The organism is Streptomyces sp. NPDC107522, from assembly GCF_055657525.1.
In genome coordinates, this window is record NZ_JBVKAU010000001.1 from 395,677 (window position 1) to 408,974 (window position 13,298).

Consider the following 13,298-nt stretch of genomic DNA (forward strand, 5'->3'; position numbering starts at 1 on the left):
AGGCTATCTCAGGTACCGCGGTCGCCCTCGGTCAGCAGTCCCGGAACTCCGGCGACTGGTTCAGCACCTGCGACCGCACCGAGGTGAAGCGCGCATAGGTCTGTCCGTCCCGAGCCTCGGGCTGGAACGCCGCCACCCGGTGGCAGTTCTGGAAGGCGAGGGTGATGCCGAAGTGCCGCTCCAGGCTGGTGCGGATCGCGTCGCTGGCGAGGGCGCGCAGGAGTTGGCCGCGTTCCTTCTCGGAGGGGGGAGGGGTCTGGTTGTCGGTGAACTCCGCCGTGCCGTCGCGCAGTTCGGCCGCGAGGGAGGCGATCAGGTCGTAGGCGTACGGCAGGGAGGTGCGGACCGTGTCCACGAAGTCCTCCTCGCGGATGTCACCGTGTTCGGCCTCGGCGAGGAGCTTCGGGGAGACGTCGAGAGACATGTGCGTATGTTCCTGTTCAGGAGTTGGTGACGTGGGGAGCTGCGGGGATGCGTCGCGTTGTCGTCAGGTCAGTGCCGTCGGTCCCGGGACGAACTCCGGGTCCACCTGCGCGGCCAGGTCCTGGCCGGTCCGCTCGTCGCCCCACGCGCGGGCGTTGCGCAGATGGAAGTCGACGGCGTGGCCGTGCATCGTGGGCCAGTCCTTGGGGCGGGCGTCCACCGCCTCGCGCAGGACGTTCAGGGCGTGGCGGTTGTGGGCCTCCAGGGTGTCCAGGCCGCCCTGCTCCCGGCCCTGTTCGGCCGCGCGGACCCAGGAGGAGTGGACCAGGTGGGTGAGGAGGTCGTCGCCCACCTCCTCCTTGAGGAAGAGCAGATCGTCCTCGCACGTCACCTTGTTGCCGACGACCGCGATGCGGATCCCGAACTCGCGGGCGTGGTCCCGGTACTGGCGGTACACCGAGACGCCCTTCCGCGTGGGCTCCGCCACCAGGAAGGTCATGTCGAAGCGGGTGAACAGGCCCGACGCGAACGCGTCCGCGCCCGCCGTCATGTCGACCACCACGTACTCGCCGGGCCCGTCGACCAGGTGACCGAGGTAGAGCTCGACCCCGCCGAGCTTGGAGTGGTAGCAGGACACCCCGAGGTCGCTCTCGTCGAACTCACCCGTCACCATCAGCGGCACGTCACCGACGCGCCGGACGTGCCGTGCGTGCAGTTCGTCGTCGCCGAGGAATCCCAGGAGGCGGGAGCCTCTGCCGGGCGGGGTGGTCTTGATCATGGCGTCGGCGGAGGGGATGCGCGGGTTGGTGCCGCGCAGGTACTCCTTGATGTCCCGCAGATGGGCGCCGAGCGGTGGCGCGTCCAGGGCGTCCCCGTCGTGACCCAGTGCCTCGGCGAGGTGCTGGTTGATGTCGCCGTCGATGGCCAGCACGGGCGCGCCGGAGCGGGCCAGGTGGCGGGAGAAGAGCGCCGACAGGGTCGTCTTGCCGCTGCCGCCCTTGCCGACGAACGCGATACGCATCAGCAGCCGCCCGCCTTCGCGAGCACGATACCCTTGTTGAAAATGGATGTCATGTGGCTAGGTTGTCCGTGACTCGCGATCACTGTCAAATCGCTTGCGCTGTACGGAGGTTGTGGGGAGTGGGCCGGGCGCCGTGATCGCCTCCAGCACTTAATGCATATGATGTGCAAGTGCACGACTACAGCATCAGGGCGGCGAGCCCGGACGACCTGGACGGTGCGCGAGCCCTGATGCTCGACACCGTCTACCGCGACTTCGGCACCGGCTATGTGCCCCGCTGGCACGCGGACATCATCGACCCGGCCGCCGCCTACCTCGCTTCACCCCGCCACACCCTCCTCGTCGCGCTCGACCCGCGCGACAACGGTGTCGTGGCCACAGCCGCCCTCGACTCCCGCGGCCCGGCACACCCGCCGAACCCGCGCCACCTCGCCGAGCGCTACCCCTCCGGCGAGACCGCGCAGCTGCGCCGGGTCTACGTCCGCCCCGAGCACCGCAGGCGCGGCCTCGCCCGGCGGCTCGTCGAGGAGCTGCTCGCCTTCGCGGCCGCGGACGGCGGCTACCGCGCCGTCTATCTGCACACCGACCCCGAGGTGCCCGGCGCCGAGGGCTTCTGGCGCTCGCTCGGCAAGGTCGTGCACGACGAACGCGAGGACACCGACGGCGCAGGCGGCGTCGTCCACTTCGAGATACCGATGGAGCGATAGAACCGTGCACCGCCGACTCCGCCCGCTCCTCGCCCTCGTACTGACCCCCGTCCTCGCCGGCTGCTTCGCCTCCGGCGGCGGCACCGACGCCACGGACGGCGCCCGGGACGGCTCCCGCCTGCGCGTCGCCCTCGCCTTCCCGCCCGCCGAGAACCTCTCGCCGTACGGCGCCGACTCCACCATCCTCAGCCGCCTCGGCGTCACCGAGGGCCTGACCGCGCTCGACGCCAACGGCGCCGCCGCCCCCGCCCTCGCCGCCTCCTGGCGCCAGGAGAACGACCGCACCTGGCTGTTCACCCTGCGCGAGGCCACCTTCCAGGACGGCTCGAAGGTCACCCCGGCCGCGGTCGCCGCCGCCCTCACCCACGCCACACAGGCCAGGCCCGTCCCCGCCGCCCTCGCCGGCGTCACCCTCACCGCGAAACCCGAGGGCGGCACGGACGTACGGATCAGCACCGGTGACCCCGACCCCGTCCTGCCGCTGCGCCTGTCCAGCCCCTCCCTCGCCGTCCTCTCCACCGAGGCGTACGACACGAAGGACAAGGCCGACCCGGTCGGCACCGCCACCGGGCCCTTCGAACTCACCAAGGTCATGGGGAGCACCGCCGCCACCCTCGACCGCTACGACGACTACTGGGGCGGCCGCGCCCAAGCGAGCGGCATCGACGTCAAGTTCGTCGCCGACGGCACCGCCCGCGCCGGCGCCCTGCGCACGCACCAGGTCGACCTCGCCGAGGCGATCCCCGTCGCCCAGGCCGCCACCCTCGACCGGGCCACCCGCGAGGCGACCGCCACCACCCGCACCACGAGCCTGCTCCTCAACGCCGAGAAGGGCCCCTTCAAGGACGCCGCGCTCCGGGCCGCCGCCCGGCAGGCCGTCGACACCTCCGCCTTCGCCAAGGGCGTCTACGAGGGGTACGCCGACGCCGGCGCCGGCATCTACGGACCCGCCGTCACCTGGGCCGCGGGCAAGCGGACCGAGCCGGTCGGACGCGCCAATCCGGGCAAGCCCGAGGGGACCCGGATCACGCTCGCCACGTACGACAACCGGCCCGAACTCCCGGAAGTCGCCCAGGTGCTGAAGCAGCAGCTGGAGAAGGCCGGATTCGAGGTCACTTTGGAGGTGCGCGAGTACTCGCGGCTGGAGAGCGACGCGCTGGACGGCAGGTTCGACGCGTTCGTCCTCGCCCGCAACACCCTGGTCGACACCGGCGACCCCGTGTCCGTCCTGGCAAGCGACTACACCTGCGACGGCGGATACAACATCGCCCAGCTCTGCGACAAGGACGTCGACCGGGCCGTGGCCAGGGCCGAGGACGCCGCCGACACCGCCGAGCGGCAGGAGGCGGCCCTGGCGGCCGAGGCCCGCATCCTCGGCACCGACGCCGTCGTACCCCTGGTCCACCAGCGCATCATCACCGGCGTCGCGCCCTCCGTCCGGGGCGCGCTGCTCGACCCGTACGAGCGCACACTCGTCGGCACCGGCACCCGGCGCTGACCCATGCGGCAGCGCACGGCCACCTTCCTGTGGCGCGCCGGAGTCGCGGTCGCGCTCGTCACCGCCATAGGCCTGCTTCCCTGGCTCTCGCACACCGACCCGGCCCGCACCGTCCTCAAGGCCCGCTCGGCGGACCGCGACCCCACCCCCGAGGTGCTGGCGGACATCCGCGGGCAACTCGGCCTGGGTGACGGCCCGTTCCACCTGCTCGGTGACTGGCTGGGCGGACTGTGGCGCGGAGACGCCGGCCGGTCGTGGATCTCCGGCGGCGAGGTCACCCCCGCCGTGCTCCAAGCGCTGGGGGTGTCCCTGCTGCTGATGGCGGTGGCCCTCACGGTCGCCGCCGTCACCGCCGCGCTGATCTGCGCCCGCACGCTGTGGCTCGGCGCGCACCGGCGGCTCGACCGGCGACGACCGGGAGGAAGCGCTTCGGCGGCCCTCGCCGCACTGCCCGAGTTCCTCACCGCGTCCGTACTCGCCACCGTCGTCGGCGTTCAGCTCGGCTGGCTCCCGGCCCTCGGCTGGTACGGCCCCCAGTGGACGATCCTGCCCGCACTCTCCCTCGGCCTGCCCGCCGGGGCCGTCCTCGGCCGGCTCCTCGACGACCTGCTGCCCGGCGCCTTCGCCGAGCCCTGGGCCCTGGCCGCCACGGCACGAGGACTGCCCGGCCGCACGGTCGCCCGCCACGCCCTGCGCCGCTGCCTGCCCGGACTGCTGCCCAACACCGGCCTGTTCGTCGTAGGACTGACCGGCGGATCGGTCACGGTCGAGCAGATCTTCGACATCCCCGGCCTGGGCCGCACCACCCTCCAGGCCGCCCTCGCCCAGGACCTGCCCGTCCTCCAGGCCGGCACCCTCGCCCTCGTCCTGCTCGCCGCGGCCGCCGCCGCAGTGGCCCACCTCCTCACCCGCCTGCTGATCGGCCCGGCCCTGCGCGACGGCGCACTGCCGTCCTTGCACCGCCCGTCGCCGCCCGCCCACAGGACCCTCCCTCTCGCATACGGCGGACTGCTGACCGTCGTCGTCGCCCTCGGCCTGCCCCGCGACCCCCTGGCCCTCGACACCACCGAGCGGCTCGCGGCACCGTCCCTCGCGCACCCGTTCGGCACCGACGCCCTCGGCAGGGACGTCCTCGCCCGCGTCGCGCACGGCGCCCTCGACACCCTGCTGCTCGCCCTCGCGATCACCGCGGTCACCCTGTTCACCGGAGTGGCACTGGGCCTGCTGCCCCGGCTGTCCGGCCCGCTCGTCGACACGGTCACCGCGCTGCCACCGGTTCTCGTCGCCCTGCTCGTCACCGCGATCGTCGGCAGCGGATCCACCACGCCCGCGCTCGCGGTGGCCGCCGTCGCCTGGTCCCCGCTCGCCGCGCACACCTCCGCACTGCTACGACAGGAACGCGCAGCCCTCCACCTCACCGCCACCCGAGCCCTGGGCGCCGGCCCGGCGTACCTGCTCCGCCACGACCTGCTGCCCGCAGTGCTGCCACCCGTCACCCGCCACGCCCTGCTCCGCCTGCCCGGCATCGCCCTGGCGCTCGCCTCCCTGGCCTTCCTCGGCCTGGGCGCCCAGCCGCCCTCCCCGGAATGGGGCCTGCTCCTCGCCGAGAACCAGCCGTACGCCGAGCGGGCCCCCTGGGCGGTCCTCGCCCCCGCCGCCGCACTCGCCCTGCTGGGGGCGCTGGCGGTGACAACGGCCGGTGGAGTGCGCTGGGGCCGCCGTCGAGGCCGTAGGGCAGAGCCCGTCCCGCACCAGTCCGAACCACAGGCGCCCACCCCTGAGTTGGTGAAGACGGGATGACCTCGCTGCTGTCACGCGGTCTGCGCAAGGCACCGGACCGCCCCCGCCTCTCCCCTCTCCTGCGCCTGCTCATCCTCACCCAACTCGCCTTCAACATCGGCTTCTTCGCCGTGCTGCCCTTCCTCTCCGAGCACCTGGGACAGGCCATCGGCATGGCGGGCTGGCTGGTCGGGTTCGTGCTGGGGCTGCGGACCTTCAGCCAGCAGGGGCTGTTCGTGGTGGGCGGGGCGCTGGCCGACCGGTACGGCATCCGGCCGGTCGTGCTCACGGGCTGCGTACTGCGGATCGCCGGGTTCGCGTGGCTCGGGTACGCGAAGGAGACCTGGGCGGTCATCGGCGCGGTGCTGCTGATCGGATTCGCCGCAGCGCTGTTCTCGCCCGCCGTGGAGTCGGAGGTCGCCCGGCAGGCCGTGCTGTGGGAGGAGTCGGGCGGAGGCTCCCGCACCCGCGTCCTCGCGCTGCTCACCGTGGCCGGGCAGGCGGGCGCGTTCGTGGGCCCGCTCATCGGCGCCCTGCTGCTGTCGGTGGACTTCCGCACGGTCTGCCTGGCCGGCGCCGGAATCTTCGTCCTCGTCCTCGCCGGACACGCATGGCTGCTGCCGCAGCACATCCCCGGACGCGGAGGCGTCCGGTTCCGCGGCGGCACGGGAACGTTGCTGCGCAACCGCCGCTTCCTCGCCCTGTGCTGCGCCTACGGTGCCTACCTGCTCGCCTACAACCAGCTCTACCTGGCCCTTCCCGACGAGGTGGAGCGCGCCACGGGATCACAGTCGGTGCTGGCCTGGCTGTTCGCCCTGTCCTCGCTGCTGGTGGTCACCACGCAGCTCCCGGTCACCCGCTGGGTGGGGGAGTGGCTCACCCTGCGCCGGTCCATGGTGGCCGGACTGCTGCTGATCGCGGCGGGTTTCGCGGTCGTGGCAGCGGCCCGCCCCGCCGACTGGACCGGTACGGCAGGCCTGTTGCCCGCGGCCGGTTTCGTCGTCCTGCTCACCCTCGGCCAGATGCTCGTGGCACCGGCCGCCCGAGCCTGGGTCCCCGACCTCGCGGAGGAGGGCCGACTCGGCCTCTACACCGGCGCGTTGTCCTCGGTCTCCGGCCTGATCGTCCTCATCGGCAGCTCAGCGACGGGCACCCTGCTGGACACCGGCCTACCGGCCGCCGTGCCCTGGCTGGTCCTGGCCGCCGTACCGATTGCGGCGACAGGACTGCTGCCGCGCAGATAGAGGCGGTGCACTCCCGTGACGGCGTTTCCGCGAGCGGGTTTGGGGCTGGGCGGGGGTGGGTGCGCAGCCCGGCGCGACGGGGTGCCGCCTCTGTGGGTCGGGAGCCGCCCAGCGGCACGACTGCCCGCAGCCAAGTGGGCATGCTGGCCCGTGGCCCCACGCGCCCGCTGTCGCGTACGGCGGGAAGGGGACGTGCCGGGGGGTGTCCGCCCGCAGTGGCCGGCGTCAACACGCAGATCCTCTTGGCCTAAGTCCAGCCGCCGGTCCGAGGACGGACACCCCCCGACGCGGCCCCGACCCATACACCGACCCGTAGGCGCTACGCGTACCCCCGGAACCCGCACAGGCGCCGCAGGCATCAACGCGCACCCCCACCGAAGCCGCACAGGCCGCCGCAGGCCCCCCGGCCCAACCGCCGGAGGCAACCCGCACAGGCCGCCGCAGGCCCCCCGGCCCAACCGCCGGAGGCAACCCGCACAGGCCGCCGCAGGCACCCCGGCCCAACCGCCGGAGGCAACCCGCTCAGGACGCCACCAGCTCCCGCACCTCCGCCACGGACACCTGCTCCGTCCGCGACGTCCGGTACAGCCACAGGACGTCCCGCCCGAACGACCACACGAGCGCGGCCAGAGCCACTGCAGCGACCGCGAACGTCGCCGCGTAGGGGAGGTACCCGGACGCGGCCAGCAGCAGGAACACGCCCTGCATCGCGGCGACCGTCTTGCGGGCCGTGCTCGGCGGGAGCGCGGCGTTCAGCCACGGCCAGACGCGGGCGGCGGCGACGAAGCCGTAGCGCATGGCGCCGATGAGAAGCACCCAGGGACCCAGCGACATCGAGACGTACACGCTCAGCACCAGGATCAGAAACGCGTCGACCTCCATGTCGAAGCGTGCGCCCAACGCCGTCGACGTGCCCGTACGCCGTGCCACCTTGCCGTCGACACCGTCGAGGATCAGCGCGACCGCCGTCAGACCGACGAACAGCGTCACCGGCGGCGAGCTCTGGAACGAGTCCGCCACCAGAGCCGTCACACCGCCCACCAGCGTCGCCCGGCCGAGGGTGACCCGGTTGGCCGGGCCGAAGGAACGCAGCCTGGAGCGGTGCAGGGCCCGCGAGAGCACGGCCCACGTGGCGATGGCGAAGGCGAGGCCGGTCAGCCAGCCCGCCGGCCCCATGCCGATCGCCGAACCGAGCAGGGCCAGCAACAGGATCTGCACGCCCGCTCCCACAGCGGTCTCCTGCTGGACCAGCCTCGCGTCGTAAGTGTTGTTCAGGGCCACCGCACATTCCTCCGGCCAGGTGACAGAGTCGATCAAGGCCGCGTACTGTGCGCGACCTGTGCACACCTCGGTACGTGGGCAGCTCGCAGATCGTTCAGGAGGATCCCGATGAACCGCAGCGCACATGCGTTCTGGATCGGCTCTCCGGGGGAGGGAGAGATCCGGGAGGTCACCCTGCCGGAACCGGGCGAGGGCGACGTGGTGGTGCGCTCGCTGTACTCCGGGGTCAGCCGGGGCACGGAGACACTCGTGTTCCGGGGCGGGGTCCCCGAGAGCCAGTACGCGGCCATGCGGGCGCCGTTCCAGGAGGGCGAGTTCCCCGCCCCGGTGAAGTATGGCTACCTGAGCGTCGGGGTGGTGGAGGAGGGTCCCGAGGAACTCGTCGGCCGTACGGTCTTCTGCCTGCACCCGCACCAGACCCGGTACGTGGTCCCCGCGAGCGCGGTGACCGTCGTACCGGACTCCGTGCCCGCCAGGCGTGCGATCCTCGCCGGCACCGTCGAGACCGCCGTCAACGCGCTCTGGGACGCGGCTCCCCTGGTCGGCGACCGCATCGCCGTGGTCGGCGGCGGCATGGTCGGCTGCTCGGTGGCCGCCCTGCTGGCCCGCTTCCCGGGCGTACGGCTGCAGTTGGTCGACGCCGACCCCGGCCGGGCGAAGACCGCCGAGGCCCTCGGCGTCGACTTCGCCACGCCCGACGAGGCGCTCGGCGACTGTGACCTGGTCGTCCACGCCAGCGCCACCGAGCAGGGCCTCGCCCGTTCCCTGGAGCTGCTCACCGCCGAGGGCACGGTCCTCGAACTGAGCTGGTACGGCGACCGGCAGGTGGGCCTCCCGCTCGGCGAGGCGTTCCACTCCCGGCGCCTGGTCATCCGCAGCAGCCAGGTCGGCACCGTCTCCCCGGCCCGCCGCGCCAGCCGCACGTACGCCGACCGGCTCGCCCTCGCCCTCGACCTGCTCGCCGACCCGGCTCTGGACGCACTCGTCACCGGCGAGAGCGCCTTCGCGGAGCTGCCCGACGTCATGCCGAAGCTCGCTTCCGGGGAGATCCCGGCGCTCTGTCACCGCGTCAGCTACGAGGACACGCCCTGACGGACTCGTTCAATACGGGACGACAAGAGCGCCTGACCTGAGAAAAGAGTGAGAGACCGCTGAACAACGGGAAGCGAAGAGCCGTACTACACGGCATCCCCGGCAGCGATCAGCGGGGGATGAGGAGCGCACCGCCTGGAGGGTCGTCCGTTGTTCAGCATCACCGTCCGCGATCACATCATGATCGCCCACAGCTTCCGCGGGGAGGTCTTCGGACCCGCGCAGCGCCTGCACGGAGCGACGTTTCTGGTGGACGCCACGTTCCGGCGCGAGCAGCTGGACGACGACAACATCGTCGTCGACATCGGACTGGCCACGCGGGAGCTGGGTGCCGTCGTCGGCGAACTGAACTACCGGAACCTGGACAACGAACCCGACTTCGCCGGGATCAACACCTCCACCGAGTTCCTCGCCAAGGTCATCGCGGACCGGCTCGCCGAGCGGATCGAGAAGGGTGCGCTGGGCGAGGGCGCCAAGGGTCTCGCGGGTCTCACCGTCACGCTGCACGAGTCGCACGTCGCGTGGGCGAGTTATGAGCGTGCGCTGTGACCGACGTGACCCTGGAGAAGCCGGCAAGGCCGGAACAGCCGCAGCCGGAACAGCGAACGACAGAACAGCGAACGACGGACCAGTTGAACGCGGAGAAGGTCACGCTCGGCTATGTGCCCGTGCAGCACTCCGTCCTGAAGAACGCCGAGATCATCCCCATGTCCCTGCGCTCCGTGCACTTCGTGATGCCGGGCGGCGTCGACGACCCGTCCGTGCCGAGCGGCGGCAACGCCTATGACCGGCGGGTGAGTCTGGATCTGCCCGGCTTCGGCTGGCAGGTGCACAAGCACGCGGTGGACGGCAGCTGGCCCCGCCCCGGGGCGGCGGCCCGTGCGGAACTCGCCCGCACGCTGCGGGAGTTCCCGGACGGTACGGTCGTCCTCCTCGACGGGCTGGTGGCCTGCGGCGTTCCCGAGGTCATCCTTCCCGAGACGGAACGACTGCACCTCGCGGTCCTCGTCCACCTCCCGCTCGGCGACGAGACGGGACTGGAGCCCGCCGTCGCGGCGGAGCTGGACACGCGGGAACGCACGGTGCTCCGGGCCGTCCCCGCGGTCATCGCCACCAGCGACTGGGCGGTCCGCCGCCTCGTCTCCCACCACGGCCTCGCCCCCGACCGGGTCCATGTCGCCGCCCCCGGCGCCGACATCGCGCCCCTCGCGTCCGGCACGGACGGCGTGTCGAGGCTGCTGTGCGTGGCCGCCGTGACGCCGCGCAAGGGGCAGCACCGGCTGGTGGAGGCGCTGGCGGCGATCACCGATCTGCCGTGGAGCTGTGTGTGCGTGGGCGGGCTCACCCAGGATCCCGAGTACGTGGCCGATCTGCGGTCGCTGATAGCGAGGCACGGCCTCGAGGACCGGCTGGTCCTGGCGGGACCGCAGGCCGGCGCCGAACTCGACGCCAGCTACAACGCCGCCGACCTCATGGTGCTCACCTCCTACGCCGAGACGTACGGCATGGCGGTGACGGAAGCGCTCGCGCGCGGCATTCCCGTGCTGGCGACGGACGTCGGCGGCCTGCCGGAGGCGGTCGGCCGGGCTCCCGACGGCGGCGTCCCCGGCATCCTCGTCCCGCCGGAGAACCCGGCCGCGATCGCCGCCGAGCTGCGCGGCTGGTTCGGCGAGGCGGACGTACGACGCCGACTGAAGGCGGCGGCCCGCGGACGCCGGGCCGCCCTGAACGGCTGGGCCGGCACGGCCCGCAGCCTGGCCGCGGTACTGGGCCGACTGCCTAACGAACCCCGGAGGGCGGCATGAGGAAGACGGCAACGACACAGGGCGGGGGGACGATTCCGGCCCAGCCCGGCCCGAGGGGCGTGGGCGCCCCGGGTGACGGGCTGTCGGCCACGGCCCCTGCCGGGGAGCCGGTGGCGGGGAGCGGGATCGTTTCGGCAGGGGGCGGCATGAGTGGTCTTTCCGTACCGGCGGCGGCTGACGCGGACGCCGTGATTCTCGGGGCCGGGCCCAGTATCCGTCCCGGTGAGCGGGCCACCGTACGACTCAGGGACGCCGGGCCGGACGATCCGCCCCGCTACGCCCCCGAGTGGCTGGAGCTGCGTGAAGGCGCCGATGCCGCCGGGCGGGCGCACGACTTGCTGGACCCGCTGCGGATCCGGCTCGCCAACCTGCCGGGACGGGCCGGCCTGGTCATCCATGACCTGGGCTGCGGCACCGGCTCCATGGGCCGTTGGCTCGCGCCCCACCTGGACGGCGCCCAGCACTGGGTCCTGCACGACCGCGACCCCTACCTCCTGCACTTCGCCGCCGTGGCCTCCCCGCGCTCCGCCGCCGACGGCAGCCGCGTCACGGTCGAGACACGCCGCGGAGACGTCGGCCGCCTCACCCCGGACGCCCTCGCCGGCGCCTCGCTGGTGACGGCCTCGGCGCTGCTCGACGTCCTCACCCGCGAGGAGGTCGACACCCTCGCCGCCGCCTGCGCGGGCGCGGGTTGCCCGGCGCTGCTGACGCTCTCCGTCGCCGGCCGCGTCGAACTCACCCCGTCCGACCCGCTGGACGCGGAGATCGCCGAGGCGTTCAACGCCCACCAGCGCCGCTCGGGGCTGCTCGGCCCGGACGCGATCACCGCGGCGGCCGAGGCCTTCTCCGAGCACGGCGCGACCGTCCAGGTGCACCCGAGCCCCTGGCGCCTGGGCCCCGGCGAGTCGGCGCTCATGGCCATGTGGCTGCGCGGCTGGGTCGGCGCGGCGGTCGAGCAACGGCCCGAACTGCGCGAACGCGCCGACCGCTACCTGAGCGACCGCCTCGCCGCCTGCGAGGCGGGCGACCTGCGCGTCGTGGTCCACCACAGCGACCTGCTGGCGCTGTGCCGGCCGACGGGCGGAGCGTCATGACCGTGGAGACGGTGGCCAGGGCGCGCGCCGAGCGACGGAACGGCAAGCCGCGCAACCGGCGCGCGGGCCGTTCGGGCGAGCCGGGCGTCCCGGGCGAGTTGAGCGTCCGGACCGGGCGCGCGGGCCACTCCGGCGACGACGTCGCCCCGGTGGCTCCGGCGATCGGCACGGGTGCGGTGGCCATCGAGGGCCCGGCAGTGCTCGCGGATGCCCCCGTCTCCGACAACTCGGCCGTGGGCACAGCCCTCGCGCCCTTCGAGGGCGCACCCGCAGCATCCCCCGCCCCCAACCCCGCAGCCGCCTCCCCCTCCCGCATCGGCGTCATCGTCACCGAGCCCCGTCCGGAAGCGGCCACCTCCGGCGTGCCGCGCCCCCGCACGCCCCTCCGCACATCCGTCCGCACCCTTCTGTCCCGCCTCAACACCCCCACCGTCCGCACCCACCTGGGCACGGCCATCGGCGTCGCCATCCTCGTGGTGCTGTTCTGGCGGCTCGGTACCGGTGTCTTCCTCGACGGGCTGCGGCGGATCGACGGGCCCGCGCTGTTCGCGGCGCTCGGGATCGGCGCCGTCACCACCGTGTTCAGCGCGTGGCGTTGGCAGCTGGTGGCGCGTGGGCTGCGGATCCGGCTGCCGCTCGGGCCGGCCGTCGCCGACTACTACCGCGCCCTGTTCCTCAACGCGGCCCTTCCGGGCGGCGTCCTCGGCGATGTGCACCGGGCCGTTCGGCACGGGCAGAGCGCCGGTGACCTGGGGCGCGGTGTGCGCGCGGTCGTTCTCGAAAGGACGGCCGGCCAGGTCGTCCTCGCCGCCGTCGGTGCCGTCGTCCTGCTGACCATGCCGTCACCGGTGCTGAACGAGGCCCGGGACCTCACGCCCGTCGTGCTGTTCGCCGCGGCGGGCGCGCTCGCCGTCGTGACCGCCGTGCGCATGAACCGTGCGCCCTCCCGGCGTGACCGGACGAACCCGACGGCCCTGCGCACCACGCTCGGCGAGGCACGGGAAGCCCTGCTGTCCCGCCGCAACGGGCCCGGCGTCGCCGTCTCCTCCTCCGCCGTCCTCGCCGGCCACCTCGCGATGTTCGTGCTCGCCGCACGGATCGCCGGCACCACCGCCTCCGTGGCCGTCCTGCTGCCGCTCGCCGTCCTCGCCCTGCTCGCCATGGGCCTGCCCCTGAACGTCGGCGGCTTCGGCCCCCGCGAGGGCGTCACCGCCTGGGCGTTCGGCGCCGCGGGGCTGGGCGCCGACTCCGGACTGGCCGTCGCCGTCGTGTACGGCGTGCTCAGCTTCGTGGCCGCACTGCCCGGCGTCCTCGTCCTGGTCGCCCGTTGGTACTCCGGTCTGCGCTCAGGCTC

11 protein-coding genes and 1 pseudogene are annotated in these 13,298 nt (G+C 73.3%); 9 read left to right on the forward strand and 3 right to left on the reverse strand.

All coding sequences use genetic code 11. The annotated features are described in order from the left end of the window. Nucleotides 1-31: 31 nt before the first annotated feature. Nucleotides 32-424, reverse strand: coding sequence for an SCO5389 family protein (locus ACZ7L6_RS01735; RefSeq protein WP_471919945.1), 393 nt, complete (start codon nucleotides 422-424; stop codon nucleotides 32-34). A gap of 63 nt (nucleotides 425-487) precedes the next feature. Beyond that, on the reverse strand, nucleotides 488-1,444 hold the full coding sequence (locus ACZ7L6_RS01740; RefSeq protein WP_471919946.1) for an ATP-binding protein: 957 nt from the start codon (nucleotides 1,442-1,444) through the stop codon (nucleotides 488-490). A gap of 170 nt (nucleotides 1,445-1,614) precedes the next feature. Here ACZ7L6_RS01740 and ACZ7L6_RS01745 point away from each other — a divergent pair, with 170 nt between their 5' ends. From ACZ7L6_RS01745 to ACZ7L6_RS01760, 4 genes are read left to right on the forward strand one after another with little or no spacing between them, the layout of a single operon-like run. Then, complete coding sequence (locus tag ACZ7L6_RS01745; protein ID WP_471919947.1) at nucleotides 1,615-2,151, forward strand: GNAT family N-acetyltransferase; 537 nt, start codon at nucleotides 1,615-1,617, stop codon at nucleotides 2,149-2,151. A gap of 4 nt (nucleotides 2,152-2,155) precedes the next feature. Next, on the forward strand, nucleotides 2,156-3,649 hold the full coding sequence (locus tag ACZ7L6_RS01750) for an ABC transporter substrate-binding protein (RefSeq protein ID WP_471919948.1): 1,494 nt from the start codon (nucleotides 2,156-2,158) through the stop codon (nucleotides 3,647-3,649). A 3-nt stretch (nucleotides 3,650-3,652) separates the two neighbouring features. After that, nucleotides 3,653-5,449 (forward strand): ABC transporter permease subunit, encoded by a 1,797-nt coding sequence (locus ACZ7L6_RS01755; protein ID WP_471919949.1) that lies wholly within the window; start codon nucleotides 3,653-3,655, stop codon nucleotides 5,447-5,449. After that, nucleotides 5,446-6,672: an MDR family MFS transporter gene (locus tag ACZ7L6_RS01760; RefSeq protein ID WP_471919950.1), complete on the forward strand. Its 1,227-nt coding sequence runs from the start codon at nucleotides 5,446-5,448 to the stop codon at nucleotides 6,670-6,672. Before ACZ7L6_RS01755 ends, ACZ7L6_RS01760 begins: the two co-directional genes overlap by 4 nt. A 522-nt stretch (nucleotides 6,673-7,194) precedes the next feature. On the opposite strand, the gene ACZ7L6_RS01765 is transcribed toward ACZ7L6_RS01760, so the two are convergent. Continuing rightward, nucleotides 7,195-7,953, reverse strand: a complete 759-nt coding sequence (locus ACZ7L6_RS01765; protein WP_471919951.1) for a CDP-alcohol phosphatidyltransferase family protein — start codon at nucleotides 7,951-7,953, stop codon at nucleotides 7,195-7,197. A 108-nt stretch (nucleotides 7,954-8,061) separates the two neighbouring features. Here ACZ7L6_RS01765 and ACZ7L6_RS01770 point away from each other — a divergent pair, with 108 nt between their 5' ends. The 5 genes and pseudogenes from ACZ7L6_RS01770 to ACZ7L6_RS01790 form a co-directional block, all read left to right on the forward strand. Continuing rightward, nucleotides 8,062-9,045 carry a zinc-dependent alcohol dehydrogenase gene (locus tag ACZ7L6_RS01770; RefSeq protein WP_471919952.1) on the forward strand — a complete coding sequence of 328 codons (984 nt, stop codon included), beginning with the start codon at nucleotides 8,062-8,064 and terminating at the stop codon, nucleotides 9,043-9,045. 150 nt (nucleotides 9,046-9,195) lie between these two features. Continuing rightward, on the forward strand, nucleotides 9,196-9,594 hold the full coding sequence (locus ACZ7L6_RS01775) for a 6-pyruvoyl trahydropterin synthase family protein (protein WP_031475993.1): 399 nt from the start codon (nucleotides 9,196-9,198) through the stop codon (nucleotides 9,592-9,594). Then, nucleotides 9,591-10,850, forward strand: coding sequence for a glycosyltransferase family 4 protein (locus ACZ7L6_RS01780; protein WP_471919953.1), 1,260 nt, complete (start codon nucleotides 9,591-9,593; stop codon nucleotides 10,848-10,850). The genes ACZ7L6_RS01775 and ACZ7L6_RS01780 overlap by 4 nt, the downstream gene beginning before the upstream one ends. Further along, nucleotides 10,847-11,944, forward strand: coding sequence for a class I SAM-dependent methyltransferase (locus ACZ7L6_RS01785; protein WP_471919954.1), 1,098 nt, complete (start codon nucleotides 10,847-10,849; stop codon nucleotides 11,942-11,944). Before ACZ7L6_RS01780 ends, ACZ7L6_RS01785 begins: the two co-directional genes overlap by 4 nt. Further along, nucleotides 11,941-13,188: pseudogene (locus ACZ7L6_RS01790) on the forward strand (lysylphosphatidylglycerol synthase transmembrane domain-containing protein); the annotation flags it as partial. The gene ACZ7L6_RS01785 and the pseudogene ACZ7L6_RS01790, both read left to right, overlap by 4 nt. Between the last annotated feature and the right edge of the window lie 110 nt (nucleotides 13,189-13,298).

Coding starts and splice junctions, on each gene's coding strand:
- ACZ7L6_RS01735 (WP_471919945.1), bottom strand. CDS start 424: ATGTCTCTCGACGTCTCCCCGAAGCTCCTCGCCGAGGCCGAACACGGT.
- ACZ7L6_RS01740 (WP_471919946.1), bottom strand. CDS start 1,444: ATGCGTATCGCGTTCGTCGGCAAGGGCGGCAGCGGCAAGACGACCCTG.
- ACZ7L6_RS01755 (WP_471919949.1), top strand. CDS start 3,653: ATGCGGCAGCGCACGGCCACCTTCCTGTGGCGCGCCGGAGTCGCGGTC.
- ACZ7L6_RS01760 (WP_471919950.1), top strand. CDS start 5,446: ATGACCTCGCTGCTGTCACGCGGTCTGCGCAAGGCACCGGACCGCCCC.
- ACZ7L6_RS01770 (WP_471919952.1), top strand. CDS start 8,062: ATGAACCGCAGCGCACATGCGTTCTGGATCGGCTCTCCGGGGGAGGGA.
- ACZ7L6_RS01785 (WP_471919954.1), top strand. CDS start 10,847: ATGAGGAAGACGGCAACGACACAGGGCGGGGGGACGATTCCGGCCCAG.